At 45.4% G+C, this 20,897-nt stretch carries 23 protein-coding genes; 20 read left to right on the top strand and 3 right to left on the bottom strand.

What is annotated here, in order from left to right:
• Positions 1–23 precede the first annotated feature (23 nt).
• Positions 24–836 (bottom strand): 5-amino-6-(5-phospho-D-ribitylamino)uracil phosphatase YitU, encoded by an 813-nt coding sequence (gene yitU / locus AC4CV5_RS06610; protein WP_222142584.1) that lies wholly within the window; start codon positions 834–836, stop codon positions 24–26.
• Between the two features lie 120 nt (positions 837–956).
• On the opposite strand from yitU, the gene AC4CV5_RS06615 reads away from it, so the two are divergent.
• The 13 genes from AC4CV5_RS06615 (at position 957) to AC4CV5_RS06675 (ending at position 14,220) form a co-directional block, all read left to right on the top strand.
• The gene (locus AC4CV5_RS06615) at positions 957–1,724 is read left to right on the top strand and encodes a prolyl oligopeptidase family serine peptidase (protein ID WP_166853651.1); all 768 of its coding nucleotides are present in this window, start codon (positions 957–959) and stop codon (positions 1,722–1,724) included.
• 63 nt (positions 1,725–1,787) lie between these two features.
• The gene (locus tag AC4CV5_RS06620; protein WP_003224525.1) at positions 1,788–2,096 is read left to right on the top strand and encodes a metal-sulfur cluster assembly factor; all 309 of its coding nucleotides are present in this window, start codon (positions 1,788–1,790) and stop codon (positions 2,094–2,096) included.
• 68 nt (positions 2,097–2,164) lie between these two features.
• Entirely contained in the window at positions 2,165–2,335 is a 171-nt protein-coding gene (locus AC4CV5_RS06625; protein WP_003232996.1) for a YqaE/Pmp3 family membrane protein, read from the top strand.
• Positions 2,336–2,395: 60 nt separating this feature from the next.
• Positions 2,396–3,826, top strand: coding sequence for an FAD-binding oxidoreductase (locus AC4CV5_RS06630; RefSeq protein WP_222142585.1), 1,431 nt, complete (start codon positions 2,396–2,398; stop codon positions 3,824–3,826).
• Entirely contained in the window at positions 3,826–4,365 is a 540-nt protein-coding gene (locus tag AC4CV5_RS06635) for an MFS transporter (protein ID WP_217501490.1), read from the top strand. The genes AC4CV5_RS06630 and AC4CV5_RS06635 overlap by 1 nt, the downstream gene beginning before the upstream one ends.
• A 204-nt stretch (positions 4,366–4,569) precedes the next feature.
• Positions 4,570–5,607 carry an N-acetyl-gamma-glutamyl-phosphate reductase gene (gene argC / locus AC4CV5_RS06640; RefSeq protein WP_490922302.1) on the top strand — a complete coding sequence of 346 codons (1,038 nt, stop codon included), beginning with the start codon at positions 4,570–4,572 and terminating at the stop codon, positions 5,605–5,607.
• Between the two features lie 19 nt (positions 5,608–5,626).
• Positions 5,627–6,847 (top strand): bifunctional ornithine acetyltransferase/N-acetylglutamate synthase, encoded by a 1,221-nt coding sequence (gene argJ / locus AC4CV5_RS06645; RefSeq protein WP_222142586.1) that lies wholly within the window; start codon positions 5,627–5,629, stop codon positions 6,845–6,847.
• 14 nt (positions 6,848–6,861) lie between these two features.
• The gene (argB, locus tag AC4CV5_RS06650; protein ID WP_166853647.1) at positions 6,862–7,638 is read left to right on the top strand and encodes an acetylglutamate kinase; all 777 of its coding nucleotides are present in this window, start codon (positions 6,862–6,864) and stop codon (positions 7,636–7,638) included.
• Positions 7,635–8,792 carry an acetylornithine transaminase gene (gene argD, locus AC4CV5_RS06655; protein ID WP_490922303.1) on the top strand — a complete coding sequence of 386 codons (1,158 nt, stop codon included), beginning with the start codon at positions 7,635–7,637 and terminating at the stop codon, positions 8,790–8,792. The genes argB and argD overlap by 4 nt, the downstream gene beginning before the upstream one ends.
• Positions 8,793–8,861: 69 nt before the next feature.
• Positions 8,862–9,923, top strand: a complete 1,062-nt coding sequence (locus AC4CV5_RS06660; RefSeq protein WP_166853645.1) for a carbamoyl phosphate synthase small subunit — start codon at positions 8,862–8,864, stop codon at positions 9,921–9,923.
• Positions 9,916–13,008, top strand: coding sequence for a carbamoyl-phosphate synthase (glutamine-hydrolyzing) large subunit (carB, locus tag AC4CV5_RS06665; RefSeq protein ID WP_166853644.1), 3,093 nt, complete (start codon positions 9,916–9,918; stop codon positions 13,006–13,008). The genes AC4CV5_RS06660 and carB overlap by 8 nt, the downstream gene beginning before the upstream one ends.
• Positions 12,996–13,940 carry an ornithine carbamoyltransferase gene (gene argF, locus AC4CV5_RS06670; RefSeq protein WP_166853643.1) on the top strand — a complete coding sequence of 315 codons (945 nt, stop codon included), beginning with the start codon at positions 12,996–12,998 and terminating at the stop codon, positions 13,938–13,940. The genes carB and argF overlap by 13 nt, the downstream gene beginning before the upstream one ends.
• Positions 13,941–14,040: 100 nt before the next feature.
• Positions 14,041–14,220 carry a YjzC family protein gene (locus AC4CV5_RS06675; RefSeq protein WP_003224549.1) on the top strand — a complete coding sequence of 60 codons (180 nt, stop codon included), beginning with the start codon at positions 14,041–14,043 and terminating at the stop codon, positions 14,218–14,220.
• Between the two features lie 44 nt (positions 14,221–14,264).
• Here AC4CV5_RS06675 and AC4CV5_RS06680 read toward each other — a convergent pair whose 3' ends face one another.
• Positions 14,265–14,450, bottom strand: a complete 186-nt coding sequence (locus tag AC4CV5_RS06680) for a YjzD family protein (RefSeq protein ID WP_003224551.1) — start codon at positions 14,448–14,450, stop codon at positions 14,265–14,267.
• Positions 14,451–14,700: 250 nt separating this feature from the next.
• On the opposite strand from AC4CV5_RS06680, the gene AC4CV5_RS06685 reads away from it, so the two are divergent.
• From AC4CV5_RS06685 to comZ, 4 genes are all read left to right on the top strand, one after another.
• On the top strand, positions 14,701–15,435 hold the full coding sequence (locus tag AC4CV5_RS06685; protein WP_248602604.1) for a hypothetical protein: 735 nt from the start codon (positions 14,701–14,703) through the stop codon (positions 15,433–15,435).
• An 81-nt stretch (positions 15,436–15,516) separates the two neighbouring features.
• The gene (locus AC4CV5_RS06690; RefSeq protein WP_166853641.1) at positions 15,517–16,074 is read left to right on the top strand and encodes a hypothetical protein; all 558 of its coding nucleotides are present in this window, start codon (positions 15,517–15,519) and stop codon (positions 16,072–16,074) included.
• A gap of 90 nt (positions 16,075–16,164) precedes the next feature.
• Complete coding sequence (gene med / locus AC4CV5_RS06695; protein ID WP_222142591.1) at positions 16,165–17,118, top strand: transcriptional regulator Med; 954 nt, start codon at positions 16,165–16,167, stop codon at positions 17,116–17,118.
• 14 nt (positions 17,119–17,132) lie between these two features.
• Entirely contained in the window at positions 17,133–17,324 is a 192-nt protein-coding gene (comZ, locus tag AC4CV5_RS06700) for a ComG operon transcriptional repressor ComZ (RefSeq protein WP_490922304.1), read from the top strand.
• Between the two features lie 29 nt (positions 17,325–17,353).
• Here comZ and yjzB read toward each other — a convergent pair whose 3' ends face one another.
• Positions 17,354–17,581 (bottom strand): spore coat protein YjzB, encoded by a 228-nt coding sequence (yjzB, locus tag AC4CV5_RS06705; protein WP_072183380.1) that lies wholly within the window; start codon positions 17,579–17,581, stop codon positions 17,354–17,356.
• A gap of 165 nt (positions 17,582–17,746) precedes the next feature.
• Between yjzB and fabH the strand changes: the two genes are divergently transcribed.
• From fabH to AC4CV5_RS06720, 3 genes are all read left to right on the top strand, one after another.
• Complete coding sequence (gene fabH, locus AC4CV5_RS06710; protein WP_490922305.1) at positions 17,747–18,685, top strand: beta-ketoacyl-ACP synthase III; 939 nt, start codon at positions 17,747–17,749, stop codon at positions 18,683–18,685.
• 24 nt (positions 18,686–18,709) lie between these two features.
• The gene (gene fabF / locus AC4CV5_RS06715) at positions 18,710–19,951 is read left to right on the top strand and encodes a beta-ketoacyl-ACP synthase II (RefSeq protein WP_166853638.1); all 1,242 of its coding nucleotides are present in this window, start codon (positions 18,710–18,712) and stop codon (positions 19,949–19,951) included.
• Between the two features lie 75 nt (positions 19,952–20,026).
• Positions 20,027–20,812, top strand: a complete 786-nt coding sequence (locus AC4CV5_RS06720; RefSeq protein WP_490922306.1) for a DUF2268 domain-containing putative Zn-dependent protease — start codon at positions 20,027–20,029, stop codon at positions 20,810–20,812.
• Positions 20,813–20,897 lie beyond the last annotated feature (85 nt).

Genomic DNA, 20,897 nt, shown 5'->3' on the forward strand with positions numbered 1-20,897 from the left:
GAAAAATTAATACAAGCTGGTCTTTAAAGTGAGAAATATTCTTTCAAAAATCTTGCCACGCCGTCCTCTTCATTTGTAGCCGTTGTTCGGTTGGCAATCTGCTTGACCTCGTCAATTCCATTTCCCATCGCAACGCCGCAGCCTGCGAATTCAAGCATTTCCAAATCGTTATCCTCATCTCCGAAAGCAATGATCCGCTCCCTCGGCACACCGTAATAATCACTGATTTTCTGCAGGCCGACCGCTTTGTTCATGCCGCTTTTAATAATTTCAATGACGTGCCACGGTGCGGCCCATCTTCTATGATCAATCACTTCGGCATGCACATCTGATAAATAGGAGCGTATGGCCGGCACATCTTCTTCTTTTGCATGAATGAGCACGGACGTAACATCCTCACCGAGGTTTTCCCGCAAGTCTCCCACCGTGACATTCGTTGTGTTCATGTTAAAGGCATCAATCAGTTGCTCATCATGGTAATGAAAGTACACGTCGTCAATGATTTCAGCAAGCACGTTATGTACGTTGTAGTTCTCACTGATATCCACTAACTGTTTGACAACATCAAGCGGCAGCGAGGTATGATACCGTCCCCAGCTGTCGTCCTGCGGATGATGGACAAACGCCCCGTTAAAATTGACAATCGGCGTTGTCAGCTCCATCTGCTGGTAGTACATGGAACTTGAACGGTACGGACGGCCCGTTGAGATGCAGACATAATGCCCGTCATCTTTTAGGCGCTGTATCGTCCGAAGGGTGTTTTCCGATATGGTTTTATCATCCTTTAATAACGTTCCATCTAAATCTAATGCGATTAAATAGGGTTTTGTCTCCATGAAAAGCTCCTTTAACCTTAGAATTTGCTTGTTTTGCCTTAATTACAGTGTAGCTTTTTACCATCTTTATTGTCTACATGTTACACTTATGATTATGGTTATCCTAAGGAGGGGCACATTGTGATTCAAATTGAAAATCAAACCGTTTCCGGTATTCCGTTTTTACATATTGTAAAGGAAGAGAACAGGCACCGCGCTGTTCCTCTCGTGATCTTTATACATGGTTTTACAAGCGCGAAGGAACACAACCTTCATATTGCTTATCTGCTTGCGGAGAAGGGCTTTAGAGCCGTTCTGCCGGAGGCTCTGCACCATGGTGAACGGGGAGAAGAAATGGCAGTTGAAGAGCTGGCCGGCCATTTTTGGGACATCGTCCTCAACGAGATTGAAGAGATCGGCGTACTCAAAACCCACTTTGAAAAAGAGGGCCTGATAGACAGCGGCCGCATCGGCCTCGCAGGCACATCAATGGGAGGTATCACAACGCTTGGCGCATTGACTGCTTATGATTGGATAAAAGCCGGCGTCAGCCTGATGGGAAGCCCGAATTATGTAGAACTGTTTCAGCAGCAGATTGACCATATTCAATCTCAGGGCATTGATATCGATGTGCCGGAAGAAAAAGTAGAGGAGCTGATGAAACGTCTCGAATTGCGGGATCTCAGCCTTCAGCCGGAGAGACTGCGCCAGCGCCCGCTACTATTTTGGCACGGCGCAAAAGATAAAGTCGTGCCTTACGCGCCGACCCGGAAATTTTATGACACGATCAAATCCCATTACAGCGAACAGCCGGAACGCCTCCAATTTATCGGAGATGAACACGCTGACCATAAAGTCCCGCGGACAGCTGTGTTAAAAACGATTGAATGGTTTGATACGCACTTATAAAGCACAAAGGTGTGAACAAAGGCTGTATTTACGTTATACTGTAGAAAAAAGGAGTGAGGGAACGTGGAAGAAGCATTAAAAGAAAACATCATGGGCGCCCTGGAACAGGTTGTCGATCCTGAGCTTGGCGTTGATATCGTGAACCTTGGTTTGGTATATGATGTTGATATGGATGAAGACGGCTTAACGCACGTTACGATGACACTGACATCAATGGGCTGCCCGTTAGCGCCGATTATCGTTGATGAAGTGAAAAAAGCGTTAGCGGACATTCCTGAAGTAAAAGAGACGGAGGTTCACATTGTGTGGAATCCGCCTTGGACAAGAGACAAAATGTCCAGATACGCGAAAATCGCGCTTGGCATTCAATAAAACAAAACAAAAGAGGACAGCCTTACTGTGAGGCTGTCCTTTTTTACAACTGAAAGGAGTGAGGTAAAATGATGTACCTGCTTGCTGTCCTATGCCCGCCGCTCGCTGTTTTGTTTTCGGGAAAACCGTTTCAGGCATTGCTGAATCTCATATTGACCTGTATCTTTTGGCTGCCGGGTGCGATTCACGCCTGCTTTATCGTCGCCGACCGGCGTGCCGAAAAACGGGCAAGAAGATAATCTGGAAAAATGAGGGCGCAGACATGGTATAATGATCATAAAAACAGCAGGGAGAGCGCCATGAAAAAGAAATTGCTTGCATTCGCGCTTTGTACAGGCGCGTATGCGGCCCTGTTTGCGTACTCTGTGCACTCAGATCAAAAAACAGACACAAGCGAGATGACGGATGTCAGCCGCCTGATGCCTGTGAAAATTAAGCAGACAGTGAAAGGGCAGGAAGAGGAGACGCTGATTGACACGGTCAAAGAAGCAAATCGAAAAAACATAAAAATCTCGATCGCCGGGGCCCAGCACTCCATGGGCGGCCATACATATTATGAGGACGGCATCGTTCTCGACATGACAGGTTACAATAAAATCCTGTCCCTCGATTTAGAGCAGAAAACCATCAGAGTGCAAAGCGGGGCGACATGGAATGACATTCAGAAATACGTGAATCCATACGGACTCGCGATAAAAGTCATGCAGTCACAAAACATTTTTACAATTGGAGGATCTCTCAGCGCCAATGCCCACGGACGTGATATCCGCTACGGCTCGCTGATTGATACAGTCAAATCATTTCGGCTTTTAAAAGCTGACGGAACGATCGTTACCGTTACTCCAGAAGATGATTTGTTTACAGCAGTCATTGGAGGGTACGGCCTTTTTGGCGTGATTCTTGATGTAACGCTTGAGCTGACGGATGATGAGCTGTATGTCATGCAGACTGAAAAAATGAATTACAGTGTATACTCAGACTATTTTACAAAGCACGTAAAAGGAAATCCGGATGTACGAATGCATCTGGCGCGAATTTCAACAGCGAAAAAAGGATTTCTGGAAGACATGTATGTAACGAATTATGAATTGGCTGATCATCAGGATCAGCTATCATCATACAGTGATCTCAAAGAAGACGAGTATACGGGGGTAACAAAGTTTGCACTCGGCTTGTCAAGACGATATGAATGGGGAAGAAATTGGCTGTGGAACACGCAGCAATCCTATTTTCAGAGCCAAAACGGCACAAAGGTCTCACGCAATAACGTCATGCGGTCAGAATCAAAATTTCTCGAATATGAAAGCAATGACAACACAGATGTTCTGCAAGAATACTTTGTGCCGGTGAAGGAGTATACGTCATATATTGATGACCTGAGACAAACGCTGTCGGCCGAGGACTTAAATCTGCTGAACATTACGATCCGCTACGTACAGAAAAATGAAAAAGCCGAGCTTTCCTATGCGAAGAATGATATGTTTTCACTCGTGCTTTTGATAAATGAGGGCTTTTCAAAAGAAGGCCAGGCAGACACTGCCCGGATTATCAGGCGCATGACAGACGTTGCCATCAAGCACGGCGGCAGCTATTATTTGCCGTATATGACTTACCAGACAAAAGCGCAAATGAGACAGGCATATCCGAAAAGCGAATCGTTTTTTCAGAAAAAACGAACGTATGACCCGGATGAGCGCTTTATGAATTACTTTTATCAGAGGTATAAATAATGGGGAAAAACAAATTAAAATGGCTGACATTATCACAAAGCAGCGTGTTCTTCGCAAGCAGCTTAATCTTTCCATTTTATATCCTGTTTGTGAAAAACATCGGTTCAAGCTACACGCAGTTCGGTTTTTCCTACGGATTGTTCGGGCTGAGCGGAGCGCTCATTTATCCGCTGCTCGGACGGCTGTCTGAAAGGCTCGACAGCCGCTATTTTCTGCTTGCAAACTCTTGGGGCATGGCCGTGCTGCTTTTGTATGTCCCGCATATTGGAAGCGTCGTTCAAATGTATATCGTCCAAGTGCTGTTAGGGCTCTTTGGAGCGATGCAAAAGCACGGAGAAAAAGTGCTGATCGCCGATTTTACAGACGGCGGAGAGCGCGGAAAGAAGATTGGGAATTACCACTTTTGGACAGCTGTCTTTTCAGCAGCAGCCATTATGCTCGGCGGCTTTCTCGCCGACTTTTTCACAGTGCAAATGATTTTTTATGCAAGCTCTATTCTTTATTTTTTGAGCGGATTGATGATGATGAAAACAGGCTGACGCGGTCAGCCTGTTTTTTTACGTGGCTGAAATAAGGCGGCAGATCAACGTTTTCTGATGAAACAGTGTCGTTTTTTTCGAATGGATTTTTTATTGAACAGAAAATTTATAAATGAATAAAAATATTAAATATACGATTGAATTAATTTTTATTCATGTTATAATGTTAAATAATTTCACAAAGACCAAGAAGGTGAACTTGTTTTGAAAATAGGAATTGTAGGCGCTACAGGATATGGCGGCACCGAACTTGTCAGGATTCTCTCACATCACCCACATGCAGAGGAATGTATACTTTATTCATCCAGCGGAGAAGGGAATGTCTATAGTGAGGTTTATCCTCATCTAACTGGCTTAGCTGATCAGAAGCTGAAGCCGATTGATATGAATACGATCAAACACGAAATAGATATCATGTTTCTTGCCGCACCGCCCGGAGTATCAAGTGAATTGACTCCGCAGCTGGCAGATGCGGGAATTCCAGTTATTGATCTGTCAGGTGATCTGAGGATACAAGAGCCTGCTGAATATGAAAAGTGGTATAAACGGACTGCGGCGCCGAAGGAAGTGATTCATGAGGCGGTATACGGTCTGGCAGAACTGAATCAAAAGCAAATTCAACAGGCGAAACTCATCGCCAATCCGGGGTGTTTTCCAACTGCTGTTTTGCTTGGCCTCGCGCCATTGGCTCAAAAGAAACTGCTCAATGAATCTTTCGTTATCGTTGACGCAAAGACTGGTGTTTCCGGAGCGGGAAGAAAAGCATCCATGGGAACTCATTTTTCTGAGCTGAACGACAATTTTAAAATTTATAAAGTCAATGAACATCAGCATACGCCGGAAATTGAACAGGCGCTGCAAGAATGGCAGCCAGGGCTCGGGCCTATTACATTTTCGGCTCATTTGGTTCCGATGACAAGAGGCATCATGGCGACGATATATACACAATTAACCTCTGGTCTATCGGCAGATGACCTGCATGATTTATATTCGGAATTTTACCAAGATTCATATTTTGTGAGAGTAAGGCCAAAAGAGCAGTATCCGCAAACGAAGGAAGTGTACGGCAGTAATTTCTGTGATATCGCCGTTACCCTCGACGAGAGAACGAACAGAGTCACAATCGTTTCGGTAATCGATAATTTAATGAAGGGTGCCGCCGGTCAGGCTGTGCAAAACTTTAATTTGATGAATGGCTGGAATGAAGAGACTGGACTCACCATGACGCCAATATATCCATAGAACGGGAGAGAATCGAACCATGATTCAGTTAAGTGAAGATCAAATTGTAAAAGTAACAGGTGATGTATCCTCGCCAAAAGGGTTTCAGGCAAAGGGCGTGCATTGCGGCCTGCGCTACTCAAAAAAAGACCTCGGCGTTATTATCAGCGAGACACCGGCCGTAAGTGCAGCGGTTTATACCCAAAGCCACTTTCAGGCCGCTCCGATTAAAGTCACACAAGACAGCTTAAAGCATGGGGCAGCATTGAAAGCCGTCATCGTCAACAGCGCCATTGCCAATGCCTGCACGGGAGAACAGGGTATAAAGGACGCATATGCAATGCGGGAGAGCCTTGCTTCACAGCTCGGCATTGAGCCGGAGCTTGTCGCTGTTTCATCAACGGGCGTCATCGGCGAACATTTAGACATGGAAAAAATTCAGGCAGGCATCGAGCTGCTGAAACAAACACCTGCGGGATCAGGAGATTTTGAGGAAGCGATATTAACAACCGATACAGTGATCAAGCAGACGTGCTATGAGCTGACCATCGGCGGCAAAACAGTCACGATCGGCGGGGCAGCTAAAGGTTCGGGAATGATTCATCCGAACATGGCCACGATGCTGGGGTTTGTCACAACTGATGCAGCAATCGAAGAAAAAGCGCTGCAAAAGGCGCTTCGCGAAATCACTGACGTTTCATTTAACCAAATCACAGTTGACGGTGAAACATCCACGAACGATATGGTCTTGGTCATGGCAAACGGATGCGCGGAAAACGAGTGCCTGATGGAAGATCATCCAGAATGGCCGATCTTTAAAAAAGCACTCTTGCTTACTTGCGAGGATTTGGCTAAAGAGATTGCCAGAGACGGAGAAGGCGCGACAAAACTAATCGAAGCCCAAGTACAGGGGGCGAAAAACAATCTTGACGCAAACGTGATTGCCAAAAAAATTGTCGGCTCAAGTCTCGTGAAAACGGCGGTCTACGGAACAGATGCCAACTGGGGGCGCATCATCGGCGCCATCGGGCACAGCGCAGCTCAGGTGACGGCAGAAGAAGTAGAGGTATATCTTGGAGGCCAATGCCTGTTTAAGCATAACGAACCTCAGCCATTCTCTGAATCTCTTGCCAAGGAATACCTTGAAGGAGATGAAATCACCATTGTCATCAAGATGGACGAAGGTGACGGAAACGGAAGAGCGTGGGGCTGTGACCTGACCTATGACTATATCAAAATTAACGCGAGCTATCGCACGTAATAAAGGGGAGCACAATGAAGAAAACAATCGTTTTTAAATGCGGGGGAAGTGTCATCCGTGAGCTGTCGGTGGAATTTTTTCATAACCTGAAAGAATTGATGGCGTCAGGATGGAATCTGGCGATCGTTCACGGCGGCGGCCCGGAAATCACAAATATGCTGAAACGGTTAAATATCAAAACAGAGTTTTCGGGAGGACAGCGGAAAACAACGAAGCCGGTGCTGGAAGTGGCTGAAATGGTTTTATCCGGCTCTGTTAATAAATTTTTCGTTGCCGAGCTTGCCAAACACGGACTGCGAGCCGCAGGCATCTCTGGTAAAGACGGCGGTCTTTTGGAGGCGGATTATCTTGATCCGGAAACATACGGGGAAGTCGGCGAAATTAAAAAGGTCGATGTATCGATGGTGAACGCGCTGATGGAAAAGGGCATCATTCCTGTTATTGCACCCCTGTCTATGACGAGTGACTGCAAGACGCTGAATGTGAATGCCGATCTGGCTGCTTCCGCAGTCGCCGGAGCGCTTGAAGCTGATAAGCTGATGTTCGTCACTGATGTCGATGGGATCATGAAAGAAAAGCAGCGTCTCGACGTTCTGACCCCTGAGGAGGTACAAATGCTGATCAAACAGGAAGTGATCACAGGGGGAATGATTCCGAAGGTGAATTCAGCCTTGTCAGCTTTATCAGATCAGGTGTCTGAAGTCATGATCGTAAACGGTAAAGGATCATTCTTCGCAGAACAAACCTTTCAAGGAACAAAAATTGTTAAAGCAAAGGAGGCTGTTTCATGAGCAGCTTGTTTCAAACCTACGGACGCTGGGATATTGACATCAAAAAAGCAAAGGGAACGTACGTTGAGGATCAAAACGGCAAAACCTACCTTGATTTCATCCAAGGGATTGCGGTATCTAATCTAGGCCACTGCCATGAAACAGTTACAGAAGCAGTCAAAACACAGCTCGACAGCGTATGGCACGTATCCAACCTATTTCAAAACAGTCTCCAGGAGCAAGCGGCACAAAAGCTGGCAGCGCACAGTGCAGGAGATCTCGTCTTTTTCTGCAACAGCGGTGCGGAAGCGAATGAAGGCGCGATAAAGCTCGCCCGAAAAGCAACTGGAAAAACGAAAATCATCACTTTCCTTCAGTCGTTCCATGGCCGCACGTATGCAGGGATGGCTGCGACCGGACAGGATAAAATCAAAACAGGATTCGGCCCGATGCTGGAAGGCTTTCACTACCTGCCATACAACGATCCTTCCGCTTTTGAGGCTCTCGGAGAGGAAGACGGCATAGCCGCGGTGATGCTTGAGACAGTGCAGGGAGAAGGCGGAGTCAATCCGGCTAACGCAGAATTTTTAACAGCCGTACAGTCGTTTTGTAATGAAAAGCAAGCCCTTCTGATCGTTGATGAAATCCAGACCGGCATCGGACGGACGGGAAAGGGCTTCGCATACGAGCACTTCGGGCTCTCGCCGGATATCATCACAATCGCAAAAGGATTGGGAAACGGCTTTCCAGTCGGTGCTGTCATCGGCAAAAAACAGCTTGGAGAAGCGTTTACCCCTGGTTCTCACGGAACAACTTTCGGAGGAAATATGCTGGCGATGGCTGCTGTAAATGCCACATTGCAAATTGTATTCCAGCCTGACTTCCTGCAAGAGGCTGCTGACAAAGGGGCATTTTTAAAAGAACTGCTCAAGGCTGAGCTAAAGAGCCCGTTTGTCAAACAAATCCGCGGTAAAGGATTAATGCTTGGAATTGAGTGTGATGGCCCTGTTGCTGACATCATTACTGAATTGCAGACATTAGGCTTGCTTGTTTTGCCGGCCGGCCCGAACGTCATACGGCTGCTGCCGCCGCTCACAGTGACAAAGGATGAAATAGCTGAAGCCGTTAGCAAGCTGAAACAGGCAATCGCTCATCATTCCGCTGTAAACCAGTAATTTTTTTCGATATAATGGTATAAAAATTCATTTTTATAATTAATTATTCATCAAGAGGTGGGCTGTTAGATGGAAGGTTATTTAGTGTTAGAAGATGGAACATCGTTCAGCGGCGAGCTGGACGGTCATGAAAGCTGTACGGGAGAAGCTGTTTTTTTTACAGGAATGACAGGCTACCAGGAAGTGCTGACAGATCCATCATATAAAGGACAGATTATCGTATTTACCTACCCGCTGATTGGCAACTACGGCATTAATGAAAAGGATTTTGAAAGCAAGAAACCGCAAGTGAAAGCTGCGGTTGTCTACGAGGCGTGTGACCATTTTTCTCATCATGAAGCGGTATACAGCCTCAAGGAGTATTTACAGAAATGGAACATTCCGCTATTGACCCATGTTGATACGAGGGCTGTCGTGAAAAAAATCCGTTCAAACGGAACAATGGGTGCGACTGTCACAGCCTCTAAAGAAGCAGCTGAGATCGCCCTTCAGCCTGAGAACGTGGCAGAACAGGCTTCCGCACAGGAAATCAGCACATTCGGCGACGGACATAAACATATCGCCCTCATCGATTTCGGCTATAAAAAGTCCATCGCGTCATCACTTGTCAAACGAGGCTGCAAGGTCACTGTGGTGCCGTATCAGCAAATGGAAGCTGTATACGATATAAAGCCTGACGGCATTGTGTTATCGAACGGACCTGGAGACCCGAAAGTCATTCAGCCGTATTTAGGAAAGATCAAAACCATCGTCAGCCGTTATCCGACTCTCGGCATCTGTCTCGGCCATCAGCTGATCGCGCTCGTGTTCGGAGGGAATACATTCAAGCTGCCATTCGGACACAGAGGCGCAAATCATCCGGTCATCGACCGTGAAACGAAACGTGTCTTCATGACAAGCCAAAATCACAGCTATGTGGTTGATGAACAGTCCATAAATGAAGAAGAGCTCACAATCAGGTTTCAACATGTCAATGATACGTCAGTTGAAGGGCTTTCCCATAAAAAACTGCCTGTCATGAGTGTTCAATTCCACCCGGAAGCCCATCCTGGACCGGCGGAAAGCGAATGGATTTTTGATGATTATTTAAAGAATGTGATACCAGCAAGGAGAGAAATCGCGCATGCCTAAAGACACCAGTATTTCAAGCATATTAGTAATCGGCTCAGGCCCGATCATCATCGGGCAGGCAGCGGAATTTGATTATTCAGGCACTCAAGGGTGCATCGCGTTGAAGGAGGAAGGCTATCGTGTGATTCTCGTCAACAACAATCCGGCGACAATTATGACCGATGAAGCCTTCGCTGATGAAATTTATTTTGAGCCGCTGACAGCAGAAAGTCTGACAGCCATCATTAAGAAAGAACAGCCTGATGGGCTTCTTGCCAATTTAGGCGGGCAGACCGCGTTGAATTTAGCGGTGGAGCTTGAAGAAACGGGTGTTTTAAAAGAGCATGGCGTCAAACTGCTCGGCACATCCGTTGAAACGATACAAAAAGGTGAAGACCGGGAAAAATTCCGTTCGTTAATGAACGAATTGAACCAGCCCGTGCCGGAGAGCGAAATTGTTGATAACGAGGCCGACGCCCTCCGTTTTGCGGAATCCATCGGTTTTCCTGTCATTATCAGACCTGCTTACACATTAGGCGGAAAGGGCGGAGGAATCGCTCCAGATAAAGAAGCGTTTACAGCCATGATCAAGCAGGCGCTACTAGCAAGCCCGATCAATCAATGCCTTGTGGAAAAAAGCATTGCCGGCTTTAAAGAAATCGAATACGAAGTTATGCGTGACAGCAATAACACATGCATTACCGTGTGCAACATGGAAAACATCGATCCGGTCGGTGTGCATACAGGTGACTCCATCGTTGTGGCGCCGTCACAAACATTGACGGATGAAGACTATCAAATGCTGCGGACGGCAAGCCTGACGATCATCTCAGCACTTGATGTCGTAGGCGGCTGTAACATTCAATTCGCGCTTGATCCATTTAGCAAGCAATATTACGTCATTGAAGTCAATCCGCGTGTAAGCCGGTCATCTGCTCTCGCATCTAAAGCAACCGGTTATCCGATTGCGAAGATGGCTGCAAAACTGGCAGTCGGATATACCCTTGATGAGCTGAAAAATCCGCTCACAGGCTCTACTTACGCAAGTTTTGAACCTGCGTTGGACTATGTGATCGTCAAATTTCCGCGCTGGCCGTTTGATAAATTCAAAAACGCAGACCGCAAGCTTGGCACAAAAATGAAAGCCACCGGTGAAGTAATGGCGATTGAACGGAATTTAGAAGCGGCGATACAAAAAGCGGCAGCATCCCTTGAGCTGAAAAATGTCGGTACACACCTTCCAGAGCTCAGCGGTTTGTCGATTGAAGCGCTTTGGGAGTTGGCAGTCACTCCGGACGACCGCAGATTTTTCGTTGTCATGGAGCTGTTGAGCCGCAGTGTGACAATTGATGACATTCATGCGAAAACAAAAATTGATCCGTTTTTCCTTCATGCCTTTCACAACATCATCAAACTGGAAAACCGCATGATGGAAGAGAGCAATGATCTCTCTTTTGAATTATTGAAAAAAGCAAAAGAAAAGGGATTTTCAGACGCAACGATTGCCTCTCTGATCGGCAAAACAGAAGACGAAGTGCGTTCGCTTCGCAAGGAAATGGGCATTACGCCTTCCTTCAAAATTGTAGATACGTGCGCGGCTGAGTTCGATGCGAAAACAAACTATTTCTACTCCACATATTTCGGAGAGACCGATGGGGATATCAGCCGCAAAGAGAAAAAACGCGCGCTGATTATCGGATCAGGCCCGATTCGGATCGGGCAAGGCGTTGAATTTGATTACAGTGCTGTTCATGGCGTGCTGACACTGCAAGAGCTTGGGTTTGAAACCATCATGATCAACAATAATCCGGAAACGGTCAGCACCGATTATGAAATTGCAGATCGCCTGTATTTTGAACCGATGACAACGGAGCACATTTTAAACGTGGCGGAGCAGGAAAACATTGATTTTGCAATCGTGCAATTCGGCGGCCAAACCGCGATCAATGCTGCTGAAGCACTTGAAAAAGCCGGCATTACCCTGCTCGGCACGTCGTTTAAAACGCTCGACGTGTTAGAGGATCGGGATCAATTCTATCAGCTTCTTGATGAGCTTGGATTGAACCACGCGAAAGGAGAAATCGCATATACAAAAGAAGAGGCCGCTGCAAAAGCTGATGAGATCGGCTATCCGGTGCTAATCCGCCCATCTTATGTCATCGGCGGAATGGGCATGATCATTGTTGATTCGCAAGCCCAGCTTTCTCAGCTGCTGAACGGTGAGGACAGCATGCCGTACCCGATTTTAATTGATCAGTACGTGTCAGGAAAGGAAGTCGAAATTGATTTGATTTCCGACGGTGAAGATGTCTTTATCCCGACATATACCGAGCATATTGAACGGGCAGGTGTCCATTCGGGAGACAGCTTTGCCATCCTTCCGGGACCGTCCATCACAAGCGGGCTGCAGCAGGGCATAAAAGATGCCGCACAAAAAATTGCCCAAAAGCTTTCATTTAAAGGCATCATGAACATTCAATTTGTGATCGACAATGGAAATATTCTCGTTCTTGAAGTGAACCCGAGAGCGAGCCGCACGGTTCCTGTTGTCAGCAAAGTAATGGGTGTTCCTATGATCCCGCTCGCCACACGTCTGCTGGCAGGGGCATCTTTAAAAGATGTAAACCCTGCAGTACAAAATCATCATGGGGTTGCCGTGAAGTTCCCTGTTTTTTCTTCTCATGCGATTCAAGATGTGGATGTCAAGCTTGGGCCGGAGATGAAATCAACGGGAGAAGGCATGTGTGTTGCATACGATGCCGACAGCGCCTTAAAAAAAATTTATACACGTGTCTGGAATCAAAAAGGAAGCATTTATTTGCAAAACGGCCCGGAAGATGTGAAGGAGTTAGCGGATAAAGCCGGTTTTACCGTTCATGAAGGGACATTTGCCTCATGGATGGAACAGGAAGGAAAAGCGCTCCACATCAATTTGAGCGGCTCTGAAGAAGCACGCAAAGAACGTTTGGAAGCCATGACGCATGGCATCCCCGTCTTTACAGAAGAAGAAACCGTGCGTGCGTTTTTACAAAGCGCTTCAGGCCATCCGCAGCCCGTATCTCTCAAAGATCTCTATAAAAAGGAAGTGGCATCATGCACACAGTGACGCAAACCAGTTTATACGGAAAAGATTTATTAACGTTAAAGGATCTTAGTGAACAGGATATAAATGCCTTGCTTGCTGAAGCCGGTGAGCTGAAACAAAACAAAATCCAGCCTATTTTTCAAGGCAAAACCTTGGCGATGATTTTTGAGAAATCATCAACACGGACCCGTGTTTCATTTGAAGCCGGCATGGCGCAGCTGGGCGGGAGCGCCCTCTTCTTAAGCCAGAAAGATCTGCAGCTGGGGCGCGGTGAGACTGTTGCTGATACGGCTAGAGTGCTGTCAGGCTATGTGGATGCCATCATGATTCGGACCTTTGAACATGAAAAGGTGGAGGAGCTTGCCAAAGAAGCTGACATTCCGGTCATCAACGGGCTTACGGATAAATACCATCCGTGCCAGGCGCTGGCAGATCTCTTGACGATTAAGGAAAAGAAAGGGAAGCTTAAAGGCGTGAAAGTCGCGTACATCGGTGATGGAAATAACGTGGCGCACTCATTAATGATTGGCTGCGCCAAAATGGGCTGCGATATCTCGATCGCTTCGCCAAAGGGCTACGAAGTGTTAGATGAAGCAGTTGAAGCGGCGAAAACAGCTGCACTTCAATCGGGCGCTTCTATCACGCTCACAGCTGATCCGATTGAAGCTGTAAAAGATGCGGACGTGATTTATTCTGATGTGTTTACAAGCATGGGGCAGGAAGCTGAAGAGCAAGAGCGTCTTGCTATCTTTGCGCCTTATCAGGTGAATGCGGCACTGGTCAGCCATGCCAAACCCGACTATACATTTTTACATTGCCTCCCTGCACACCGTGAGGAAGAAGTGACTGCGGAGATTATTGACGGTCCGAATTCTGCCGTATTCCAGCAGGCTGAAAACCGTCTCCATGTGCAAAAAGCACTGCTGAAGGCCATTTTATACAAAGGGGAATAATCAAAAAACTGCTGAGTGAGACTCAGCAGTTTTTTTGATCGCAACATATTCACAGCCGCTTAGGCACATACTACAGCAAAAAGGAAAAGGAGGAAAAACTATGGGACAGCAGCATCAATTCCGGCCCGGGCAGAAAGCGCCTAATAACGGTGTCTACGTAGAAATTGGCGAGACGGGAAGCATGGTTAAAAACCCTCAAAAAATCCATCTGTCAGCAGGGGAAATGTTCCCCGAAACATCAAATCATAATCGGCTGTGGACCTATAAAAGAAAGCCGTGATCAAGAAAAAACCCAAAACAATAAATGTTTTGGGTTTTTGGCTTTTAATGCTGGCTTGCATTTTTGTTCATAGGCATGATTTCGGCTAAAACCATGATTAAGACATACAGTACAACAGCAATAACAGATGATGTTTTGAAATTATACGCAGCGCTGTTCATGCTGGCAATCAAGTAGCATGCCATATGTGATAAAAGGAACGTCCAAATAAAGGCAATAATATATCGCACGTTTCCACCTCGTCCTTCTCATTCTATTCTAAAAGTTATCATACCATACAAAAAGCGAAGGGGGAATCCAATTTTAGCAGAAAGTGAGGTAACAAAAGAGTCTGATTCGTCACACTTTAATGGTAAAATATAAAAAACGTCAATCAGTATATTAGCCAAAACTGTAAAAGGCTAGGACTTTACCTTATTCGTTTCTTTTCTTTTTACATAAGATAGCGTGAGATGAAGTGTGAAAGGAGGCGGGCAAGCGATGGGAATAACGGAAAGGTACTTTCGATTGGGAACGGAGCATAATGTCATTCATCTGCCCTATCGCCCGAACGGCTTCGGCATCTTTATCTTGGGGGACAGAACCCACTTTGTCGGGAAAGATTCAAGCTTTTGGCTTCAGCATTACGGCAGAAATCAGCTTTTGAACATGCTGAGGAATGAAGGATATACCCTTTTTAACAGCAATCTGTTCGGAAGGCATTGGGGTGCGGAAAAAGCGGTCACCTATGCCAAACAGCTGATACATTCCGTGCTGAAGCAGGAAATCCTCAATCCGAAGATTCATATTTTAGCAGAAGGAATGGGTGCTCTCGTGGCCGATGAACTGCTTCGTTTTTCCCCGGATCATATCCGCTCAGCCGCAATGTTGAATCCTTGTCTCGATCTTCAGGCACATTATGAATCGGAGAAAGAAAATAAATTTTTCTATAAGCAATTTTTAAAAGAAGTATCGGAAAGCTACGGAATTTCTGAAAAAGAAGCGGAAGTGCTCCGTTACAAAACAATTGAAAGCTATCCGAGCGGCGTGCCGGTTCATATATGGCAGCGTATGACCGGAGCTCCATATCCGTATAGCGTACATGCCGAAGTATTCAAGGAAAAACAGCAAAAGCAAGGTTCACCGGTCGATATGACATTTCACTTATTTGAGCATCCAAGCAGAATTTATGCATCAATCTGCAAATTCTTTCACAGTCATGAAAAAGAGTTATAAAGAATACAATAACAACAGCCTTCTCTTTTGCGGAGGCTGTTTTGCTTTGGGAAATGAAAAACCGGAAGGGCGGCAGATGCAATGGAATCAACGCTGATTGTAGGTGCGGACGAATTTTTCGGCCTTTCATTATGCGAGCGAATGATGGATGAAGGCATACATGTGGATGTCATTCTGGCGGAAACAGAAGATGAAATGAGACAAATGTACTTAGAAGAAAGACTCATGTGGCTTGGGAGAAATGGACTCTTTCGCCAGCTTGAACACATTGAAGATCAAAAATATGATACAATTTGTATCCAGTTCGGCAGCGTTTTGCCTTTAGACCAATTTGATTCTCCCTATATATTAGTATATGAACAAGACCGAAACGAATGGGAAAAACGTGAAAAGACGGGGGCAGAAAAAACGGTGATCCTGCCGAAAATGTATGGGCCCTGGAAAGAAGAAACCGAGGAAGACGGCTATTATACAGACGATGTGGCTGATGAGCTTCTGGGATTCTTGCTAGAACCAAGCCGAGATAGCAAAAATCAGTTTTTTGATTTGCAAGTCACAGAAAAAACCTCAAAAGAAGAAGCAAAAGCAAAAATTTCCGAGTGGAAAAGACAATTTTCATCAATTTTCGACAAATATTAAGAAATACCTTCCATGTTTCGAGTTTTCTAGATACAATAAACGTATATAAATGATACATGTTATAGCTTGTCAAAAGGAGTTGAACATGACTTGATCACAAGGCTTGTCATGATCTTTTCTGTCCTCCTTTTATTAAGCGGTTGTGGACAAACTCCGTTTAAAGGAAAAATTGAGAAGGTCGGCATGCTCTTTCCTGATACGATTAATGACCTCGTATGGGGCACAAAAGGGTATAAAGGATTACTGAATATACAATCAAAATACAATGTGGACGTTTACTATAAAGAAGGCGTTAAAACAGATGAAGATATTATAAATGCGATTGAAGATTTTCATAAGCGGGGCGTTAATCTTCTCTATGGCCATGGGAGTGAATATGCAGAGGTGTTTAACTTGGTCAGCGAAGATTATCCAGATATGGAATTCGTCATTTCTAATGCGAAAGCGAAAGCTGATAATGTAACAAGTGTCCATTTCAGCGGCGAAGCAATGGGCTTTTTTGGGGGAATGACAGCTGCCCATATGTCGAAAACGAATCAGGTCGGCGTGATTGCTTCCTTTACGTGGCAGCCGGAGGTTGACGGTTTTATCAAAGGAGCCAAATATGAAAATCCGGATATAGAAGTAAACACAAAATATACGGATCATTGGGATGATGATACGACAGCAGTAAAGCTTTATCAGAAAATGAAGAACGAAGGCGCGGATGTTGTGTATCCCGCCGGGGACGGGTATAATGTTCCTGTCATTCAGCAAATCAAAAAAGATGGCCTTTATGCCATCGGCTATGTCACAGATCAGTCGGATCTGGGCGAAAATACCGTATTAACCAGCACGGTGCAAAATGTGGACAAGGCCTATGAAATCATTGCTGAGCAATTCAACAAAGGCACCCTTGAAGGCGGCGATCATTACTACGATCTTAAAACGGGGGTTGTTGACATGGGAACATTCAGCCCGCTTGTCGATAAAGACTTTCAGCAAAGAATCGCCAAGCTGATCAAAACGTACAACAAAACAGGCGAACTGCCAAAAAACGAGTAATGGAGTGACGTCACATGCAGCACGAAAAATCACTTGAGTTCTTGCAAATTGCCATGAAATATCTGCCTGAAGCGAAAGAACAGCTTGAAAGATCAGGCATTGAGCTGTCAATGGAGGCCATACAGCCGTTTATGAATCTATTTACAACGGTAATGGCTGAAGCTTATGAGCTTGGCAAGTCTGACGCGAAATCTGAAACCGAATAAAAAAAAGCCACTTTTTCGAAAGTGGCTTTTCACTTGATTTTCTTTTTAATAGCGGAAACCATAGGCGCGAGCTCCTTGAGAGCGGGCTTGATTTGATCGAGAGAGTTCATAATCGAACCGATTTGGTTCATAATATACATATAATCAATCGTCTCTTCTTCGTTTGTCCGGGAAACTTCCTCCTCCACTTCTTCCTTCTCAGGGTTTTGCTTTGCGTTATCGCCGAACATCATCTTTGAAAATATATCCACCTGTATACGCCTCCTTTTCCATATACCATACTGTATGAGTAAGGTGAACTGATAGTTTAGACGAATATATTGCCATGTGAAAAAAAATAGGATAGAATTAGTACCTGATACTAATAATTGATCACAACCTGATTGATCTTCTAAATTAACTATATAAAGGAGTCTTCCCTTATGAAAGCTGGAATACTTGGAGTTGGACGTTATATCCCTGAGAAGGTTTTAACAAATCATGATCTTGAAAAAATGGTTGAAACTTCTGATGAGTGGATTCGTACTAGAACAGGAATAGAAGAAAGAAGAATTGCCGCAGATGATGTGTATTCATCACATATGGCTGTTGCAGCAGCGAAAAAGGCGCTGGAACAAGCTGAAGTTGCAGCTGAGGACCTGGATATGATCCTGGTTGCAACAGTTACACCTGATCAGTCATTTCCTACGGTTTCTTGTATGATTCAAGAACAGCTCGGCGCGAAGAAAGCGTGCGCTATGGATATCAGCGCGGCTTGTGCGGGCTTTATGTACGGGGTTGTCACCGGTAAACAATTTATTGAATCCGGAACGTTCAAACATGTTCTTGTTGTCGGTGTAGAAAAGCTCTCAAGCATTACAGACTGGGAAGATCGCAACACAGCCGTTCTGTTTGGTGATGGAGCTGGCGCTGCGGTAGTCGGACCAGTCAGTGATGACAGAGGGATCCTTTCATTTGAACTTGGAGCGGACGGCACAGGCGGTCAGCACTTGTATCTCAATGAAAAACGGCATACAATCATGAATGGACGAGAAGTTTTTAAATTTGCAGTTCGCCAAATGGGAGAATCATGTGTCAATGTCATCGAAAAAGCCGGACTCTCAAAAGAAGATGTCGACTTTTTGATTCCGCATCAGGCGAACATCCGCATCATGGAAGCTGCACGTGAGCGTTTGGAGCTTCCTGTCGAAAAGATGTCTAAAACCGTTCATAAATATGGAAATACTTCTGCCGCATCCATTCCGATTTCTCTCGTAGAAGAATTGGAAGCCGGTAAAATCAAAGATGGCGATGTGGTCGTCATGGTAGGATTCGGCGGAGGATTAACTTGGGGCGCCATTGCAATACGCTGGGGCCGATAAAAAAAGGTGAGAGGTGCACACAAGATGAGTAAAAAAAGAGTAGTTGTTACAGGACTCGGAGCATTGTCTCCGCTTGGCAACGATGTCGATACAAGTTGGAATAACGCAATCAACGGTGTGTCCGGAATCGGTCCGATCACTCGTGTTGATGCTGAAGAATATCCGGCAAAAGTAGCTGCTGAATTGAAAGACTTCAATGTTGAAGATTATATGGATAAAAAAGAAGCTAGAAAAATGGACCGTTTTACACAATATGCGGTTGTAGCTGCAAAAATGGCGGTTGAAGACGCTGATCTTAACATTACCGATGAGATTGCGCCAAGAGTCGGTGTTTGGGTAGGCTCCGGTATCGGAGGACTCGAAACACTAGAGTCTCAATTTGAAATCTTCTTAACAAAAGGACCAAGACGGGTAAGCCCGTTTTTCGTGCCAATGATGATTCCTGATATGGCGACAGGCCAGATTTCTATTGCATTAGGAGCAAAAGGGGTTAACTCTTGTACGGTTACAGCATGTGCAACGGGAACGAACTCTATCGGTGACGCGTTTAAAGTTATTCAACGCGGCGATGCAGACGTTATGGTCACAGGCGGAACAGAAGCGCCGCTGACAAGAATGTCATTCGCAGGCTTCAGTGCCAACAAAGCGTTGTCTACTAATCCAGATCCGAAAACAGCGAGCCGCCCATTCGATAAAAACCGTGATGGCTTTGTCATGGGTGAAGGTGCAGGGATTATCGTTCTTGAAGAGCTTGAGCATGCCCTGGCCCGCGGCGCTAAGATTTACGGAGAAATTGTCGGCTACGGCTCAACAGGAGACGCTTACCATATCACAGCGCCGGCACAAGACGGTGAAGGCGGAGCGAGAGCGATGCAAGAAGCCATTAAAGATGCGGGTATAGCGCCTGAAGAAATTGATTATATCAATGCTCACGGAACAAGCACATATTACAATGACAAATACGAAACAATGGCGATTAAAACCGTTTTCGGCGAGCATGCGCATAAACTTGCGGTAAGCTCTACAAAATCGATGACAGGCCACCTCTTAGGAGCAGCTGGCGGTATTGAAGCGATTTTCTCTGTGCTTGCCATTAAGGAAGGTATGATTCCGCCGACAATCAATATTCAAACGCCTGACGAAGAATGCGATTTAGATTATGTGCCTGATGAAGCCCGCAGACAGGATCTCAATTATGTTCTCAGCAACTCATTGGGATTCGGCGGACACAATGCAACACTAATCTTTAAGAAATACCAAGCATAATCACGCCAAACCGGCTGCCCCTAAAGGGTAGCCGGTTTTTTTTGTGCGCATAGGATAAAAAGAGGAGGCGATCACATGAGTGTGGAACAAACATATAGCTGGCTTGGGAAGGCTGCTTCAATAGATGATTTGGCCCATTACATTGTCCCGCTTTTTTCAGGTGCGGAGAAACAGAACTGGAAAGGCATTCTGGGCCACCTTCAGCATCATGGGATGTTTAAAAACATAAAAGAGGGCATTCAGACTGCTTCCAAGCTGAAAGAAAAAGGTTTTTACGAGCATATTCAAAAGGAAGAACAGTACCTTAAAAACAAATGGCATGGTCCTGATGTACCGATTGTCACGCTGCCGGTTGATGAACGAAACAAGAGAATTCGTTTAGAATTCGGATCAAAATCAGGACTCGCCTTTCAAGACAAGATGTTCCTCTTTCTCTCGTCAAATTTAGATTTTGCATCGGTATCTGCTCTGATGACACATGAATATCATCATGTTTGCCGGTTAGATCATCTGACAAAAGAGGAAAAGGATGTCACATTACTTGATACAATCATCATGGAAGGGTTAGCGGAATATGCTGTTTATGAGAGGTTCGGCCGAAGTCAAACGGCTGAATGGACGTCTTGGTATACTCCGGAGCAGCTGCAAGCTTTATACGACAAAAAGATTGCGCCCCACCAGGAAATCAAACGGGACAATCGATTGTTCTCACAGCTGTTATTTGGCAAAGGATATCAGCCTAAAATGCTTGGATACGCAGTCGGATTCAATATTGTAAAAAAATATTTAACGGCCAACAAAGCAAGCACGGCAGACGGGCTGTCCATTCCTGCCGAAACCTTTTTGAATGCAACGCTTTAAAAGAATAAAATAATGGAATTTTGTTAATAATATTACATTTATCCTAAAAAATTCTTGATTTTGCAAAATGATTGTAATAATATAC

Source organism: Bacillus sp. NS1 (assembly GCF_058248265.1).